Annotated in this window: 12 protein-coding genes; 9 read left to right on the top strand and 3 right to left on the bottom strand. The window is 35.2% G+C overall.

Annotated elements, in window-relative coordinates; translation table 11 throughout:
• Positions 1-703: 703 nt before the first annotated feature.
• Positions 704-3,496 (bottom strand): leucine--tRNA ligase, encoded by a 2,793-nt coding sequence (gene leuS / locus F6K06_RS00750; RefSeq protein WP_124154827.1) that lies wholly within the window; start codon positions 3,494-3,496, stop codon positions 704-706.
• A gap of 379 nt (positions 3,497-3,875) precedes the next feature.
• Between leuS and F6K06_RS00745 the strand changes: the two genes are divergently transcribed.
• The 9 genes from F6K06_RS00745 (at position 3,876) to F6K06_RS00705 (ending at position 17,019) form a co-directional block, all read left to right on the top strand.
• A complete protein-coding gene (locus F6K06_RS00745) occupies positions 3,876-4,631 on the top strand; it encodes a serine/threonine-protein kinase (RefSeq protein WP_124154828.1) in 756 nt (251 codons plus the stop codon).
• A 458-nt stretch (positions 4,632-5,089) separates the two neighbouring features.
• Positions 5,090-6,094 (top strand): serine/threonine-protein kinase, encoded by a 1,005-nt coding sequence (locus F6K06_RS00740; RefSeq protein ID WP_124154829.1) that lies wholly within the window; start codon positions 5,090-5,092, stop codon positions 6,092-6,094.
• 1,309 nt (positions 6,095-7,403) lie between these two features.
• A complete protein-coding gene (gntT, locus tag F6K06_RS00735) occupies positions 7,404-8,786 on the top strand; it encodes a guanitoxin biosynthesis MATE family efflux transporter GntT (RefSeq protein WP_124154830.1) in 1,383 nt (460 codons plus the stop codon).
• A gap of 725 nt (positions 8,787-9,511) precedes the next feature.
• Positions 9,512-10,243: a DUF429 domain-containing protein gene (locus tag F6K06_RS00730; RefSeq protein WP_124144753.1), complete on the top strand. Its 732-nt coding sequence runs from the start codon at positions 9,512-9,514 to the stop codon at positions 10,241-10,243.
• 15 nt (positions 10,244-10,258) lie between these two features.
• Positions 10,259-10,804, top strand: coding sequence for a hypothetical protein (locus tag F6K06_RS00725; RefSeq protein WP_124144754.1), 546 nt, complete (start codon positions 10,259-10,261; stop codon positions 10,802-10,804).
• A gap of 776 nt (positions 10,805-11,580) precedes the next feature.
• Positions 11,581-12,087, top strand: coding sequence for a hypothetical protein (locus tag F6K06_RS00720; protein WP_124144755.1), 507 nt, complete (start codon positions 11,581-11,583; stop codon positions 12,085-12,087).
• A gap of 1,295 nt (positions 12,088-13,382) precedes the next feature.
• A complete protein-coding gene (gene hemE, locus F6K06_RS00715) occupies positions 13,383-14,447 on the top strand; it encodes a uroporphyrinogen decarboxylase (protein ID WP_124144756.1) in 1,065 nt (354 codons plus the stop codon).
• A 40-nt stretch (positions 14,448-14,487) separates the two neighbouring features.
• Positions 14,488-14,676: a hypothetical protein gene (locus F6K06_RS00710; protein WP_124144757.1), complete on the top strand. Its 189-nt coding sequence runs from the start codon at positions 14,488-14,490 to the stop codon at positions 14,674-14,676.
• 1,386 nt (positions 14,677-16,062) lie between these two features.
• Complete coding sequence (locus F6K06_RS00705) at positions 16,063-17,019, top strand: NAD(P)-dependent oxidoreductase (protein WP_287239129.1); 957 nt, start codon at positions 16,063-16,065, stop codon at positions 17,017-17,019.
• A gap of 468 nt (positions 17,020-17,487) precedes the next feature.
• Here F6K06_RS00705 and F6K06_RS00700 read toward each other — a convergent pair whose 3' ends face one another.
• Together F6K06_RS00700 and F6K06_RS00695 are read right to left on the bottom strand one after the other, a co-directional pair.
• A complete protein-coding gene (locus F6K06_RS00700; RefSeq protein WP_124147544.1) occupies positions 17,488-18,447 on the bottom strand; it encodes a DUF192 domain-containing protein in 960 nt (319 codons plus the stop codon).
• Positions 18,448-18,820: 373 nt separating this feature from the next.
• Positions 18,821-19,240: a Uma2 family endonuclease gene (locus tag F6K06_RS00695; protein WP_205127555.1), complete on the bottom strand. Its 420-nt coding sequence runs from the start codon at positions 19,238-19,240 to the stop codon at positions 18,821-18,823.
• Positions 19,241-19,293 lie beyond the last annotated feature (53 nt).

Genomic DNA, 19,293 nt, shown 5'->3' with positions numbered 1-19,293 from the left:
AGAAGGCAGAAGGTTTATTATAACTGATTATCCGAACATGATATAATATCATGCCCGGTAGCATCGGTATTCTATAGAAAAGGTAGGCAACAGGCAACAGGCAACAGGCAAAAAACAGGAAGGCAATTGAGCAAGAAAAAAACTTAAATTTCCTGTAAATATCCACGCTAACTTTTACACAAACGATACCAACGGACATGATATTATTTGCAACTAACTGAAAAAGCTGATAACTGATAACTGATAATTGAAAAACTACCCTACTGGACTGAAACATCTGAAATGGTTCAATAGGCGTAGGTTGGGTTGAGTTACCGTTAGCGGAGCTTATCCGTTAGGATAAACCCAACATTAGACATTATAGCAATGAGCGCTGGTATATTTACAAATTGTAGTAGGGGCAAAAGAGCTAGAAGTCTTATATTATTCCTTCGGAATGCTGCGCAAACGGCAATTTATTCCCCCTGTTCCCTGTTCCCTGTTGCCTGTTCCCTGCGCACAGCGCTATAGTAGGGTTTTGTTGGGTTTCACTCAGTTCAACCCAACCTACATTTTAAGGTGTGTCGGTCTACTACTAGCGTGACATATCTAATCAGTGTGCATGAGGACGGGTTTATATAAATTTTAGGGTAAGTATAAAAATTTCTGCTCAAACCCACCCCTACTATTGCACCATTTTAGCTGTGTCAGTCTAATACTCCTGTTAACTAACCACAAAATTAACCAATTTTCCAGGTACCACAATTACCTTTTTAATCTCCTTGCCTTCCAAATGACGCTGCGCGACTTCCGACTCTCGCGCTAACTTTTCCAAAGTCGCCTTATCTGCTTGCGCTGACACCTGAATAGTTCCCCTAGTTTTACCCTTAATCTGAATCACCAAGGTAATTTCATCTACAACCAAAGCATCCGGATCAAACTTAGGCCAAGAATGGGTATGCACCGAACCAAAATTACCAGCAACTTGCCACAACTCCTCAATAATATGAGGCGCAAACGGTGCCAACAACAACAGCAAAGTTTCCAAACCTTCCGCATAAATAGGCGAATCTTTGCAACTAGCATCAGCAAGAGCGTTACTCAATTTCATCATTTCAGAAACGGCAGTATTAAACTGATAATCTCCATCTAAATCTTCTGTTACTTCCTTAATAGCAATATGTACCGCTCGTCGTACATCTTTCTCTGCTTTAGTTAACTCTGTAGCAAACTTAGTTTCTATCCAACTCAACCCTTTCTGTAAATCATTCTTAGTCTCTTGTTGAGTTTCTGGATGATTCAACTTTGCTTCTATTGCAGCTTTCACTTCAGCAGCAGCATAAACTTTCACCACATTTTTGAGTTTAAAAGCAGCAAGATTTTTCGTGATTTCAGTAATCAAATATCGCGACCAACCCAAATCTTTCAAGTCTGCTTGAGTAACACCACTATTTTTTACTTTCAACTCACTTAAACTATGATTTGCAGAAAACTCAGTTATCAATAACCACACTCGGTTGAGGAAACGAAACTGCCCTTGCACATCAGCATCATCCCACTCTAAATCTTTTTCCGGTGGCGCTTTAAATAAGATAAACATCCGCGCGGTATCAGCTCCATATTTTGACATCACATCTAAAGGATCGACACCGTTATATTTAGATTTAGACATTTTCTCAAAAAAGACTTCTAACTCGTCTCCTGTTTTCGGGTCTTTAGCGTCTTCCGGGTTTACTTCAGCAGAGGGAATATATTTACCCGTAACTGGATTTTTGTAGGTGATACCTTGTACCATCCCTTGAGTTAACAAACGTTGGAATGGTTCGTCAAAATTGCATAGACCTCTGTCGCGCAAAACTTTTGTAAAAAATCTGGAATACAACAAATGCAAAATTGCGTGTTCGATACCACCCACATATTGGTCTACAGGCAACCAGTCGTTAACTATTTCTGAGTCAAACACCTGTTGTTCGTTGGTCGCATCTGGATAACGCAAATAATACCAAGACGAATCAATAAAAGTATCCATCGTATCCGTTTCCCGTTTTGCAGGAGTGCCACAACTCGGACAAGGAACATTCACCCAATCTTCTAATTTTGCCAACGGTGACGGACCGCGACCAGAAAATTCTACACTGTCTGGCAATTTCACAGGCAAATCTTCATCTGGTACAGGTACAGCACCACATTTCGGACAGTGAATAATAGGTATTGGCGCTCCCCAATAACGTTGTCTAGAAATTAACCAATCTCGCAAACGATATTGTATGCGACCTTCCCCATAACCTTCATCTTCTGCAAGTTCAATAATTGCTTTTTTGGCAAAGGTCGATTTTTCACCATTAAACGGACCGGAGTTGACCATGACGCCAATATCGGTATAAGCATCTGTAAGTTCCCAGTCATCATTATCGGAGTCATCTGGCACAATGACATTTGTAATGGGTAAATTGTATTGTTTGGCAAACTGGAAGTCGCGTACATCGTGAGCAGGTACTCCCATAACTGCACCTGTACCATATTCATAGAGTACATAGTCGGCGATCCAGATGGGAATTTCTTGGTTGTTGAATGGGTTGATAGCTTTGCCACCAGTGGGAACGCCACGTTTTGGTTTGTCTTCGGCGGTACGTTCTAGTTCACTTTCGGCAGCTACTTCTTGAATGAAGGTTTCGACGGTAGTTTGTTGTTCTGGGGTTGTCACCTGTGCTGTTAAAGGGTGTTCGGGAGCTAAGACAACATAACTAACGCCGTAGACAGTATCAGGTCTGGTGGTAAAGACACCGATTTTTTTATCCATACCGACTATGGGGAATTCGAGATAAGCACCAACAGATTTACCTATCCAGTTGGCCTGCATGGTTTTAACTCTTTCTGGCCAACCAGGCAATTTGTCCAAGTCGTTGAGGAGTTGTTCGGCGTAGTCGGTAATTTTGAAGAACCACTGGCGCAACAATTTACGTTCGACTTTTGCCCCGGAACGCCAGGAACGACCTTCGCCATCTACTTGTTCGTTGGCAAGTACGGTTTGGTCGATGGGGTCCCAGTTAACGGCGGATTCTTTTTGGTAAGCGAGACCTGCTTGGAAAAATTGGAGAAATATCCATTGAGTCCAACGGTAGTATTCGGGGGAGCAGGTGGCGACTTCTTTTTCCCAGTCGATGGAGAAACCCAAACGTCTTAGTTGTTCTTTCATTTGGGCGATATTTTGGTAGGTCCATTGGGCGGGTGGGATGCCACGGTCAATAGCTGCGTTTTCTGCGGGTAGTCCAAATGCGTCCCAACCCATGGGGTGCAGGACACGATAACCTTGCATCCGTTTGAGTCGGGCAATGACATCGGTAATTGTGTAGTTACGAACATGACCCATGTGTAAGTTCCCGGATGGGTAGGGGAACATGGATAGAGCGTAGAATTTTTGTTTGTTTTTGTCTGTAGGGGTTTTGTTTTGGTTTTGTTCGGTCCAGATTTTTTGCCACTTTTGTTCAATGGATACAGGGTTATATTTGGAGTCCACAGTTTTTCTCCGTATTATTTTTCTATAGTCTTGTTTTCTTGATTATTTTTGCATATAGCAGAAGGCAGAAGGAAGAGGGAAGAAGGAAGAAGGAAAAACCTTGCTTTGTCTGAGTTTTAAGCTTTTTATATGCCGTAACAGTAATGACGACTGCTATATTCCCCGACTTTGAGGATTTATGGTTACATTATACTACTTAGTGTAATATATGGATTTCGGAAAGGTGATAATTTTTGTTTGTTGTGGAAATATTATTGTGAACTTCTAAACTGCATAACCTTGGGAGAAATATGACTATTAGTAGTCGGAGTGATCGAGAATCGGATGTAAAAATTTAATTGCTTTCTATTCTCTGTTCCTTAAAACCTACTAAAAACCCATGAATAATTACCCTAATTTTTCTTCTCAAGACTATCAAATAATTAGAGAACTCGGACACAATAATATTGGCGGGCGAGTCACTTATTTAGCTGAAAATATCAAGACTCAAAAAAAGGTAGTTATTAAACAATTTCAATTTGCCAAATTAGGAGCAACTTGGGCAGAATATGATGCCTACTCTCAAGAAATAGCTGTATTAAAAAGTCTCAATCATCCAGGAATTCCTAAATATTTAGATTCTTTTCAAACTGCGGATGGTTTCTGCATGATTCAAGAATATATTGCAGCCGAATCTGCTGTAATTTATCGTCAGTGGCAACCCCAAGAAATTAAACAGATTGCTATTTCAATTTTAGAAATTTTAGTCTATCTCCAAAATCAAAAACAACCTGTTATTCATCGAGATATTAAACCAGAAAATATTTTAATTGATGAGCAGTTAAATGTTTATTTAGTAGATTTTGGTTTTGCCAGAATGGGAGGAGGAGAAATAGCAGCAAGTAGTGTTGTTAAAGGTACGATGGGATTTATGTCTCCAGAACAAATGTTTAATCGTCAATTAACAAGAAGTTCAGATTTATATAGTCTTGGTGCGACATTAATTTGTTTATTAACTGGGATAAAATCGACAGATATTGGCAATTTAATTGATGCGAATTATCGGATAATTTTTCGTCATTTAGTACCACCATTAGAAAGGGGTTGGATTAATTGGTTAGAAAAGATAACAGAACCAAAATATACTGATAGATAAATTGTTATCCGAAGCAAAAAAAAGACTTATAGCTCTTTTAACAATAGGACTAAACCTTAGCTTAATTATAACTTTTAAGCATTTTTATGAATTCATTCCTCAACTACACTGCTTTACTTTAGGATAAATTTTCGACTCAGCAATAGTAGCGATCGCCTCTCTTTCTATTACTCTAATACCCCTAATTTATTTAATATCCAAACCTGTAAAAATATTTTCTAAATACAGAAAAGCAGAGCCAAACTTAATTAAACCATAATCAAAATATAGCGACTCGGAACCTAATGTAAAAATTTAATTGTTTCCTATTACCGAATAATTAAGGTTTAAAGCCTTCTATTTCAAGAGAAAGAAGAAAACCTTCTCCTTTTATTTAATCCTCTTTCTTTTAGACAGAGGTAATTATCAATTATCCATTATCCATTATTGAACTGTTCACTAAAAACCTACTAATTACCATGACTAATTACCCCAATTTTTCCAACTACGGCTATCAAATAATCAAAGAACTCGGACACAACCGGGCAGGTGGAAGAGTAACCTATCTTGCCACAGAAATTAACACTCAAAAAACAGTAGTAGTAAAACAATTTCAATTTGCTACAACCGGAGCGCATTGGTCAGAATATCAAGCTTATGAAAGAGAAGTTCAAGTATTAAAAACACTAGACCATCCCAACATTCCCCACTATTTAGATTCCTTCCAAACACCATCAGGTTTTTGCATGGTACAGGAATATAAAAACGCCATTTCTTTAGCAAACTTAGCAACCTCTCAAAAATGGCAACCCCAACAAATTAAACAAATAGCAATTTCAGTTCTAGAAATTCTTAAATACCTCCAAAACAGAATTCCAGCAGTAATTCATAGAGACTTAAAACCAGAAAACATTCTAATAGATGAACAGATGAATATTAGCCTAGTAGATTTTGGTTTTGCCAGAATAGGAGGAGGAGAAGTTGCTGTTAGTAGCGTAGTCAAAGGTACATTAGGATTTATGCCTCCAGAACAAATGTTTAATCGCGAATTAACAACAGCATCAGATTTATATAGTCTCGGTGCAACATTAATTTGTTTATTAACAAATACCCCAGCAACAGAAGTAGGAATTCTCATGGATGAGACAGGAAAAATTAATTTTCAGCAGCAAGTAAAGCACCTAAGTCAAGACTTTATTATGTGGCTAGAAAAAATGGTACAACCTAATTATAAAGATAGATATTCATCAGCAGAATCAGCTCTTGAAGCTTTAATTCCTTTAGAAGTATTAGCCCCTTCTCAAAAACAAAATTTGACTAAAACAGCATTAATTACCATTGTGGGATTTATGACAGTTTGGAGTGCTGCTTATGCTATTTTCAGCGCTTATAATACGCAACTAAGTCAATCTCCTGAAATTGCCAAAATAGAAGATTTATCTCCAGATAAAAACCAAAGAAAATGCCCCAATCGTCGAAAATAGTTACAGCAGTTTTTTAGTTGATGAAGCACAAAGTTTTATAAATTTATAAACCAGGTAAATATACTAAGAGAAACTGTAATTCACCATTTCAATAAAATGGTATGAGTATACTTTTCTCCTATGAAGGTTGAATAATTATGTCTCAATACATTTTTTATAGTAATGGCTTTGAAAAATTTATCGACTCCATTATCAGTAGTCAAAAAAAGTTATCTTGAAAAGCTGTAAAATTTGACCGAGATAAGAGTATTTGAAATTCATACAGAAGTATGCAAGAAAAAATATTTTTAGACCTAAGTTGGCAACAGATTTAAGTTAATATCAATCTCTTTTTTTTATAAACTCTAGTTGTAAGCATTCAGCTATTAGCTGTCAGCTTTAAGCTTTCAGCTTTTCCAACCTCAAGCTTAAGGATAATATTTCAACGAATATAGAAAGTTAAAACTGGCTTTTGTAGTAATTTTCATCTCTTCAATGAAAGAGCTTTTATAGCAAACTCAAAGTAATAGCTGTTAACGTAGTTCCTCCACAGGAGGCTAGCTAATCGCTAATAGCTGAATGCTTACCTCTAGTTTTTTTACTCTTCAGGAGAATTTAAAACCCCTTGCTAATATAGTCTGTTCTCATATTATTCTTGAATATTATGACAATCAATTAAAGCTAAAAATTATCGCTTAGTTAAATGACATTGTTTAGCCATTTTTCCTCATAAATAATCTGGTAAATCCTTTTTTTCTAGTATGGCTAGTTTTAGTTTGAATAATTGTTTTTTTAGATTGTAATAAATAAAATAACGATGATTAAATATCCTATAGTATTTGTTTAGATTTTCGGTATTTTTAATAGAAATGATAAATTGCTTTTTAGCTAGCGATCGCCAATTTTAAAACCTATCTTAGTTTCATAATAAATCAGGGATTTTCCTAAAAAGTTAAAATTAGCTTTATCCTCTAAAGACATACCTAATGATAAATTGCTTTTTAGCTAGCGATCGCCAATTTTAAAACCTATCTTAGTTTCATAATAAATCAGGAATTTTCCTAAAAAGTTAAAATTAGCTTTATCCTCTAAAGACATAGAGAAATTTTATTATCGGGTTGAATAAAAAGAAACTGAATATTAGATATTATATCAGCAAAGTTTTGAGGAGTAAGTTTCATGTTTAGTTTTTCTCCAAAGAAAATCAATATTAGATATTTTATTATCTCAGAGACTGTTTATTGTCAAAAAAAAGTTAAAATCTCAATTTTGTTTCTCTATAACTAACTTCTGTGAGTAAAATGGGAGATAAATCTACTCTTTGGAAAATATGAAGTCTCTTATTAAGAATGATTTTATCCGATTAACTTTAGTCAACATTTTATCTAATTTAATGGTTCCTTTAGCAAGTCTAGTAGACTTAGCTTTTTTAGGTTATTTAGATGAAATTCATAATTTAGCAGGAGTTTCCCTAGCCACAGTTTTATTTAACTATATTTACTGGACTTTTGGCTTTTTACGAATGGGTACTACTGGTACAACTGCTCAAGCTAGAGGAAGTGAAAACCATCAGGAAGTAAAACAAATTTGCCTACGGAACTGCTTAATTGCTTTAGTTATTGGCACAATTATTCTGATTTTCCAATATCCTTTGAGAGAAATTGGCTTTAGTTTACTTAGTGCAACTCCAGAAGTAAAAGCTAGTGGTATTAGCTACTATCAAAGTTTAATTTGGGGCGCACCTGCTACCTTATTAAACTTCGTATTAATAGGTTGGTTTTTAGGACTCGAACAAGGAGGAAAAGTTTTACTATTATCAGTAGTTAATAAAGGCACAAATATTATCTTAGATTATATTTTTATTGTCCGTTGGGGATGGGAAAGTAGCGGTGCGGGTAGTGCTACAGCAATAAGTCAATATATTACTTTAGTCGTAGGCATAATTTGTATTTTTAACTTAATATCTTTGAGAGAAATTCCTCAGTTAATCAAAGATATTTGGCAACCTCAAGTAATTAGAGAAACTTTTATTCTCAATCGAGATATTCTGATTCGCACTTTTGCCCTAATTTCTACTTTTGCTGTATTTACTAATTTAAGTTCATACATAAATACTCTAGTTTTAGCAACTAATACCCTGTTATTACAGGTAGTGACATTAGCTGCTTATTTTATTGACGGTTTAGCTTTTGCCACAGAAAGTTTAGCAGGAAAAAGTTATGGTGAAGGAAATCAAGAACAATTAAAGATATTAGTAAAATTATCAGGAATAATTAGTGTGAGTATCGGGTTGATTTTTGCTTTAGTATTCTGTTTATTCCCTACCTATTTATTTGGTTTGTTGACTAATCATACTGAAATTATTCACAATATTAATAGTTATGTTTTTTGGCTAATACCTGTTTTGGGGTTTGGGGGAATGGCTTATATGTTAGATGGATATTTTCTCGGTTTAACTCAAGGAAGTTTATTGCGCAATTCTACTTTAATTGCTAGTTTAGTAGGATTTTTACCCTTTGCTATGGTGGGTTGGTTGTTAAAAAGTAATCATATATTATGGTTAGCTTTAGCAATGTTTATGGCAGCTAGGGCGATTACTTTAGGCAAAGCTATTCCTAATATAATCGTTGAACAATTTTCTCCCTCAATAGAACTTATCAAAGACAATAATGAAAAAAATTTGGTGTTAGGGAGTAGGAGAGTAGGGGAGTAGGGGAGTAGTAAACAGAAGAATAATACACACTAAAAACATTGCTCTTACTTACTTATTACTTAATAAATTAAGCCTTGAGCAAGGTCTTGCATTATTTTTTGCATTGGTATAACACTGATTGACATCCTCCCGACGCTGCTCTACGAGACAGCGCGGGATTCCCTAACATCACTGTTAGGGGCTTTCTGCTGCCTCTTGACAGAGGAGCTGCGCTAACATAGCACCTGCCTTCCGGGATTTACTCCCAGATGGCCTTTTTGACTAATCAAATCAGCTTTTAATATTATTTATCTAAATCAAAGTAGTCTAATTTTCCCCAAATTATTACAAAATATTTCACGAACTTGCGTTGTTTCAGCGATTTGGTACATAGTTTGTACATAAGATATTGTGCCAATGTTGTGCCTACACCTAAGAATAGACTCTTCAATACAAGGCTACAAGCTAGTATTTACGTTAATAACACCTCAAATATGCCAATTTTCAGCCGAGAGGTATAGCCTCAAAAAAAACAAATTTTGAACAAGTACAAATACCCAAGTAATTCTAGTCATTGACAAATAGTAGATATTAGTTGATAGCTGAGAGCTGACGGCTGTTTGCGCAGCATTCCGGAGGAAATGTTTACTTCAAAGCCTCCTTGTTGTATAGGTACTGATAACTGATGACTTAAATTACCCTGAAAAAATACTTTTTCAGCAAACCCTATTTACCAAAACAACACTATGAAATTTATAGGAATAGACCTCGGTTGGAGTTCGGGAAAAAGTGGTTTGTGCTGTCTACAATACTCAGACAAAAAATTAAATATATTAGACTTAGACTGCATATTAGAAACTGAAGATATTCTCAATTGGATTGATAATTTTACTCCTTTACCAACTCCTGCTCTAATTGCCGTAGATGCTCCAACAATAATTCCCAATCAAACAGGAACTAGACTACCAGATAAACTTACTCATAAATATTTTGGTCGTTATCATGCGGGATGTTATCCAGCAAATCTTAACCGTCCTTTTGCTCAGAAAACCGTGAATTTTGGCATGAGTTTGACAGCTAAAGGATTTATTCATGCACCAACAATTGAACCGCAACAACCAGGACGTTTTCAAATCGAAGTTTATCCTCATCCAGCTATAGTTAATTTATTTAGTTTAGAAAAAATTATGAAATACAAAAAAGGGAAATTAGCAGACCGTAAATCAGAACTTTTGAAACTGCACCAATACATAACAAATATCTTAACTACCCTCGAACCAACTCTAGAAATTTCCGAAAATTTCCTAGATACTGAAAATATCAATAGTATAGCTACCCTCAAAATTACAGAAGATAAATTAGATAGTTTAATCTGTGCTTATATTGGTGCATACTGGTGGTATTGGGGTCAAGCAAAAAATTTAGTTTTGGGCGATGACACCACCGGATATATAGTAGTTCCTGAACGACTAGATTAAATCCTGTTCAAATATATGAAAGAAAATATAGCAGAACTCAAATCAGAAGTAGAAACTTTACAGACCGAAGTAGAAACTTTACAGACCGAAGTAGATACTCTTCGTCATCAACGTTCTTCTTTCCGAATAGATGTGAGTTTTCCTCCAAATAATACTCCTGAAACACTAGCAGAATTTCACAAAAAAAATGCTGAAGAAGCTGCAAAGTGGCAAGAAGAATTACAAGAAATTAATCAATCTCTCAAAATATTAGAAGCACAACTTAATCAGAAAAAAACTACATTAGCACCAAAAAAATCTCGACTAGAATGGCATGAACTACAAGAAAAAGTTTATCAAGGGGGAAAACAATTACAGGAGCAAGTGAAAAAAGTCAACGAAAAAGCTAATCAACTTGAAGCAGAAATACAAAATCTCAAACAAATTTATCAACAATTAAACCCACTTTATTGTGAGTGGGTACAAAATGCAGCTAATATAGTTGATTTTAAAGCCACAACTATTCCTTATGTTTATGTTAAAGACAATGGGTTTGAACTTGGAAATAAAGAAATAGAGTGAGGGTAATTTCAGTTATTAGTTATCAGTAAAAGGCAAGAGGAAAAAAGATTGAGATACATCTCTATTTTTGTTGAGTTTCCTTTGTCAAACCAACCGAAAAATGGTAAATTTTCTGTCTAATTTTATGACCTGTAAAAGTCGGGAATACCGTAGGTTGGGTTAAGCGACAGCGCAACCCAACATATATATATAGCAAAAGAAAGATGAAAAAAATCGAAATACTCCTCTATTTTTGTTGAGTTTTTTTATCAACCCAACCGACAAATGGTAAATTTTTTGTCTAATTTTATGACCTGTAAAAATCGGGAATACCGTAGGTTGGGTTACGCTACCGCTTAACCCAACATACATAGCAAAAGAAAGATGAAAAAAGTCGAAATACACCTCTATTTTTGTTTGGTTTATCCTACGGATAAGCTCCGCTAACGTTCCTCAACCCAACCTACAAGTGGTAAGTTTTTTGTCGGAATTTTCTCATATATCAAAGTCGGGAATAAATTTTAATTCATCGCCAATTTAGTTGTCTTTTCGTCATCTGAAGATTTGCTGATATATCCTAATTTTCAAATCAAAAGAAACTAGCGATAGCTGGTAATAATTTTTCCCACTGCTCGATTAATTTTGCCGTCTTAGGTAACTCTGTAAATAAGCCTTTAAAAAATCTAATTACTCCTTTTGCTTTTTGTTTGTTTTCCTGGGGATTTTTTCCTGCTTCTGCTAAATTTTGTAATTGCTAAAGTTGTGTAATATTAATTAGTCAAGAAAAAGCTCAGGAAATGACAGCCTTAGACCGAGAATTATATCCAATTCAATGTCTAGAATTAGGAAGCTTAGATAATTCAGCCGGAATAGAAATAATCAAAGAATATAAACTACAAGACCGAGAAAATTGGTTGAATTTAAACAATATGTATATAGGCAATCCCTTATACTTACAATATATATGTACTTTAATCAAAGATATCTTTCAAGACCTAGTATCTCAATTGATAGCTGAAGGGAACTTAATTATCACAGAAGAAATGAAACTACTTTTCGACACCTCATATCAGAGAATGTCAGACGTAGAAAAACAAATAGTTTTAACAATAAGTAAATGCGATGAAAATGTTTCAATAGAAGACTTAAAAAAATCCTGCTCATTGTCCTCTATAGATATTGTCAATGGATTACAATCCCTGAAAAGACGATACTTATTACATCAAATAAAAACTAACAATAGCTTATTTAGCCTACCTTCCTTATTCAAAGAATATATTAAAAACTTTCAGATGCAAAACTAAACTATAAGTGCTTTACACAAACAATACAGACAATTAAATAGCAATAGTAATTAAACTTTCTTCTTGAAGACGGCAATTTTAATTTGAGCTTCCTGATAATTTTTAGATCTACCAAATATATAGGGTTTATCAAGTTACTGAAGTACAATTATTTTTCTTCTTTTCTATTCCCAGTTTCCCCAATTACTACTCTGTACGGACGTTGTATGCAACTACTCCCTACTCCCGAGCAATAACAGATGCAAAACTAAACTATAAGTACTTTACACAAACAATACAGACAATTAAATAGCAATAGTAATTAAACTTTCTTCTTGAAGACGGCAATTTTAATTTGAGCTTCCTGATAATTTTTATATCTACCAAATATATAGCGTTTATCAAGTTACTGAAGTACAATTATTTTTCTTCTTTTCTATTCCCAGTTTCCCGAATTACTACTCTGTACGGACGTTGTATGCAACTACTCCCTACTCCCGAGCAATAACAGTTGTTTTTCTTCTTGTCTGTTCTCAGTTTCCCCAATTACTAGGATCTACTCCCTACTCCCTAAAATCAACGAATTCTTTACCTCACTCTTCTTGGGAATTGCTATAGTAATTAAACTTTGTTCTTTAAGACCAGAATTGATTAAAAATTTGGCAATTTAAACTAGAGGTTCCTGATAATTTGTAGATACACAAAATATACCAATCCATATTTATATAAAAATTAGTCTGATACCAATTCCCAACAAAAATACTAAACTTTCTCAAAACTTCAGATATTTGGTAAAAAGCCAGATTAAGTAATTTTTTTGGTACTGGTGAAAAGTAATTGTAGAAGCTAGGGGAAAATAATTTTTTCGCAACTCATTATCAAAATACTCTTGGATATTTAGAGGAATCAAAATTTAGGTAAATATCAAGATTAACTCAGATACCATTACTATGACGAACTACCATTTTTTTTAATCATTTTAGTGACGAATTCTTATAACTTACAGCAAGTTCAGTGATTAATATGACACAACTCCGAATAAATATTTTTTGCCTGTCCCCTATCCCCTACTCCCTATTCCCTTTCTTAATAGTAAACTTTCGTTACAATCCAAAGTCTACTATTTCCACAGATGTCACGTCCTTGTAAACTTAACTAATCAGGACAATCATATTGACCTACTGATACTGATATAGCAGAAGGCAAAAGGGAAAGGCTATCTTGAAAATTTGAGTTTGAGACTTTTGTTATGTCCCAACCTTATGCTTTGCTAGCTATTTAGATAAAAAATTTGAGAAGTAGAAGGTAAAATAAAGATGGCCGAATCAAGCCAACTACCATATTTATTACGAGCAACTAAGGGTGAAGTCTTAGACCGTCCACCTGTATGGATGATGAGACAAGCAGGACGTTACATGAAATCTTATCGAGATTTACGAGAGAAATACCCCTCATTTCGCGAGCGTTCCGAAAACGTAGATATTGCTGTGGAAATATCTCTGCAACCTTTCCACGCATTTAAACCTGATGGAGTAATTTTATTCTCAGATATCCTCACCCCACTTCCAGCAATAGGCATTGATTTTGATATAGTCGAAAGTAAAGGACCAATAATTGACCCTCCTATTCGCACTCAATCTCAAATTGACCAACTTCATCCCATCGAACCAGAAGAGTCTCTACCTTTTATCAGAGAAATTTTACAAATTCTCAAAAGAGAAGTTAAGAACGAAGCAGCAATTTTAGGCTTTATTGGGGCACCTTGGACATTAGCCGCTTATGCTATAGAAGGTAAAAGTTGTAAGGATTATACCTTTATCAAAAGAATGGCCTTTTGCGAACCAGAAATGTTGCATCAGTTTCTTGGCAAACTAGCAGACGCGATCGCCGTTTATGCTCGTTACCAGATAAATAGTGGAGCACAAGTCATCCAAATGTTTGATTCTTGGGCAGGTCAACTTAGTCCTCAAGATTATGAAACTTTTGCCTTGCCTTATCAAAAACGAGTAGTCCAACAGGTTAAGGCAACTCATCCAAACACACCTTTTATTCTTTATATTAATGGCAGTGCTGGATTGTTAGAGAGAATGCCCCAAACTGGTGTTGATATAGTTAGTGTAGATTGGACAGTAGACATCGGCGAAGCAAGACAGCGACTAGGTAAAAATATTGGCATACAGGGAAATATAGACCCCGGCGTACTTTTTGGTTCTAAAGAGTTTATCAAATCTCGCATTTTGGAAACTATCCGCAAAGCAGGCAACCAAGGTCATATATTAAATTTAGGACATGGTGTTTTGCAAAAGACCCCTGAAGAAAATGTAGAGTTCTTCTTTAAAACTGCCAAAGAGGTCAGCAATTTACTAGCAGTAACTGCTTAATTAAATTCAACCTTATGTAAGATTTCCATTAATTTTTGTTTTGTCTAGGGGTGGGTTTATACTCGCCCCTATATTAATAGCAGAAGGAAGAGGGAAGAAGGAAGAGGGAAGAAGGAAGAGGGAAGAAGGAAGAAAGAAAAATATTGTGTTGTCTGAGTTTTATAGCGGTTTTCATTTCGGTAGACTACAGTTAGTACGGGCAACCCAAAAGCATTTTTGGCGTTGCTGAAGTAAGGAATGAAAGTCAACTTTGAGTAAGTTTTCAGCCAAAACAATAGTGCAAACTATACCTATTTCTTTCTATTTAGTCACCGAAAAACTCCTTTCTACCTAATGACTCCTGACTCAGTCCTTCTGTGAAATCATACATTTATTCAGAAACGGTGCATTTTTCTACTACCTACTCCCTACCCCAAAATAATTAATTTTGTGGTCTACTTAAATGAAAAGCACTTTCAACAATTAATAATTATATCAAATCCGTTTAATTCGGTATAAAAACATTCTTTATCTTCACCATTACCAAATCTTCATAAATTTTTTCCCTCCTGACTCCTGAGGACTGACTCCTGACTCCTACTTCAAAAGATTTTATACCGATGCTACCGGATTTGATATTACCTCTCCTTGAAAAGAAGAGGATTGACGCGATAGGGAAAATTTTTTTTCTCTTGGTCGATTGGATATGCGGAGGAGACCCGTTCTTGCAGACCCGCTCCGAAGATCGCCATCCAACCCTTCGGAAAGTTCCGAAGATCGACCGCTTTTTTTCTCCTTTAAAGGAGAGACTTTCAAACTTAATTATTCGGTAAGCTTTTGATATGTCAAATACAATAATGGCAACTGCTATATTATTCAACTTATTAGGGATTATTAGGGACTTCCAAGTAAAAAAAATCTCATTGCACTGAACTTAGAGGGGCAGGGAGTAGGGAGTAAAGAGAGTCTAAGAATTGGATAATTGATTTTTTGCTATTGCCTTATTTATCTCATCATTTAGTTTCTTGGTAACAAATGTGAAACTTGATTTAGGCAGGGTATTTTGCCTTGCACTCTGACGGACATCAAAAAGAAATTCCGACAATTACTCCTATTATTTATAATATTATTCGATGAAATTAGTATTATACCAATTCCCATGGATTGATTCTATACTTATGTAACACTTCAGTTATTAATTACTTAATACTGGCTTTATCACTTTTTTGGTGATTTGAGCCAATTCAATGTTAATTATTCTTATTTTTACTGCTATCCTACTCCCCTACCCCCCTACTCAAAAAAAGTAGAAAAGTTTTTGATAAATGGTATTACATATTCCGATTTTTCCCCTTAGCTAAAATCCAAATTTTTGACCTAAAATAGCTAAAAAAGAGGGTACACCTCTGTGGATACATAAAATTTATCATTTTCTTTGTGGGTTTAATACCCCACCGTCTACACGGTGTTCAAAATTACTTGGGGTTAGAATCCCCATGTAATTTTCCTCCTGTCTCCTGTCTCCTGTCTCCTGTCTCCTTCTTCAATTGCTATAGTCTTAGAAGATAGTATCAAGAGTCAAAAATTACTTATAACCGGAATTTTACCTATCATCTAAAACTTAAAATATTTTTTTATGAGCCATAAACGGATTTTTGTAACGGGTGCTAGTGGGTGCATCGGTCACTATATTGTTGAGTCATTAATTCAAAATACTCAACACGAACTTTTCTTATTAGTACGAAGTCCGGAAAAGTTAAAAGTTGATTATAAAGCTCGTTCGGGTGTAAATCTTTTAACAGCAAATCTCCGAGAAATTGAAAGATTTTCAGACTTACTTTCAGAAATTAATGTAGCTATTCTCATTGCTACTGCTTGGGGAAACTTACAGGAAGTATTTGATATAAATGTTGTCAAAACAATTAAATTAGTCAAATTACTTAATCCAGAAGTATGTGAAAATATTATCTATTTTTCTACAGCTAGTATTCTTGATAGTCAAAATAAATTACTTAAAAAAGCTGGTGAAATTGGCACTGATTATATACGATCTAAATATGACTGTATGTATCAGTTATCTCTACTCAAAAATGTACCTCCTCTAACTTGTCTTTTTCCTACTTTAGTTTTAGGTGGAGATGACAAAAAACCTTATTCTCATCTTTCCTCTGGTTTACCAGAAATAATTAGATATATTGGTTTAATTCGGTGGTTAAAAGCTGATGGTAGTTTCCATTTTATTCATGCTGAGGATATTGCTAGAGTCGTTAATTATCTAGTAGAAAACCCACCCCAGTCTCAGGAACTTCAGAAATTAGTTTTGGGAAATACACCAGTTACAGTTAATCAGGCAATTACGGAAATTTGTGCATATCTGAAGAAGCGAATATATTTCCAGTTTAATTTGTCTCCTTGGTTGATAGAACTAATAATTGTAGTATTTCAAATTCAAATAGCTGCTTGGGATAGATTTTGTTTAGAATATCGTCATTTTACATATCAAAATCCAGTTAATCCAGCTACTTTTAAACTACCAATTTCTTGTCCTACTCTTGCTGATATTTTGAGAACTAGAGATATTTTCCATAACTGAAAAACTAGAAAGTTCTCAACTGCTAAAGTCAGAAAAATTTGTTCGTTTCATTTTCTGAAGCTCAAAAAAATTAGAGGAAATTCCCTGGGAATAAACAAAAAACTGTGATAGTATAAATTTATAAGGTTAAGCTCGCCTATATAAATGACTTTTGATTCAACCCAAAAACAGGATCACAGAGTTTTATACATAGAATGTGGCGATGGATGATCTGGAGAAGTTCGCCATATCTTGAGAACTAGAGATATTTTCCATAACTGAAGAAATACAAAGTTCTCATATCCTAAAGCCAGAAAAATTTGTTTGTTTCATTTTCTGAAGCTCAAAAAAATTAGGGTAAATTCCCTGGGAATAAACAAAAAAATTGTGGTAGTATAAAACTATAAGGGTTGCCCTGTCTATACACATGACTTTTTATTCAACAAAAAAAACAGCACTTAATTAGGCTAACCATCAAAACACAAAAAATTAGATAGCCAAAAAAACAGGCTGAATATCCAAGCGATCGCCAACCCTTAAACCCAACTCAGTAGATCTTCCCCCCCTCAACTCAATCACTCCATCCACAGGAACATTAGGTCCATAAGTAGGACAAGGTTCAGATTCACAAGGAGGTAAATTAGAAAAAATTGCCTGTACCTCCCCATTCCTCAGAAACACCATATCCAGATTAATAAACACATTTCTCATCCAAAAATTCACAGTCCGAGGAGGGTTAATCTCAAACAACATTCCTCGATCCTCTGGCAACTCAGTCCTAAACATTAAACCTATTCCCTGTTCAAGTGGAGTTTGTGCCACCTCCAAACTAACCGTTTGACCAGAAAAACTTGCCTGTGCTGAAATAGGTAACATTTGACCCAACTCCACCTCACCAAAAATAGAACTAAAACTTGACTCCTCAAGACTTGTCACCCCTGACAAAACTGCCAAATATTCTCCCGTTACTCGGTCTTGAATAATAGTATTACTCTCAGAAGAAATAATATTCAACTCACTAAATTGTAAGCCACCAGTTAGGATTAGGCGATCGCCACCATTACCAAAATCAGTAATTACATCTGCATCTGTAATATTTACCGCACCAGTAGAAGATAGACCCCCACGTCTACCAATAGCAAATAAATCATCACCCTCACCTCCACTCATAGTGTCGCTGCCCAAGTCACCAATTAACCAGTCAGGGCCAAAATCTCCAAACATCAAGTCATTTCCTTGCCCTCCAAAAATTGTATCAGCATCTTGTCCACCGTATATAATATCATCCCCTTGATTACCTTGAAGGACATCAGTTCCCTGATTGCCGAAAATTTGGTCATTACCCCCGAAACCTTGAACAATATCTTTACTTGTCAAAGCAGCAATTATGTCATCTTCAGGAGTGCCACTGAGAAAATCAATACCTGGTGTACCTTGAATATTAGTCATCAGATTTTATGTTTATATCAATTTTCAGTTATAGCAGAAGGAAGAAGGAGGAAGAAAAAATCTGGTGTTGTCTGATTTTTAAGCTTTTGATATATTTTAACCTTTCCTTCGACTACTATATCTTTTCTCTTTTACAGTAGTATGGATGTTTAATCAATTTTTTTTAATCGCGTTGGTATTTTGAATTTATTGTAGTTCATCCATCTCAAAAGCGTTATAAATTTTTAGCTAAATTAGTAATATTTTTAATTCTAATTAACTACCAAATTACTGACATATCTAAAACCAACCCTGATCAAACATCCTCACCAGATAATGTTTGAGGCGAGTCTAATATTTCCACATCTTTACCAGCACGATAAATTTATAGTTGCTAATTTTTGGGATTAATCAACCAACCTAACTGCATTCCATTTTCCAGATATTCTTTCATTTTGTCTCTGGTTTCAGACAAGCTGTCGAAAGGTGACATTAATTCGATTAAAAAATCAGGGCAAAGAGGTAAAAATTTTGTTCTTTGTTCAGGTGTTAAATTATTCCATTTTTCTATAGGTATCCAGGGAGTATCGGGAGAACGGTTAGCACAATTAAGGAGTTTAAAACCTGCGGATGTATTCTCCCTTACCATTTCGATCGCTTCTCTGAGAGCTTTTCTTCCAACTTCGCCACAAAGCCAAGTTTCTCTTTTGACTGCCTGTTGAAGAGCGATCGCTTGTCTTGGCAATAGTAACTTTTGGCTGGCTATTCTAATGCACCATTTAAGGTGTGTCAGTCCACTACCAATAGCGTTCATGCGTAATTCCTGATAAAATCTAAATGCTTCTTAGCTTACCTAAAACCTACAAC

Origin of the sequence: Okeania sp. SIO1H4, from assembly GCF_010672695.1 — a bacterium.
GTDB classification, from domain to species: domain Bacteria; phylum Cyanobacteriota; class Cyanobacteriia; order Cyanobacteriales; family Microcoleaceae; genus Okeania; species Okeania hirsuta.
This window is presented reverse-complemented; position numbering and strand designations above follow the sequence as displayed.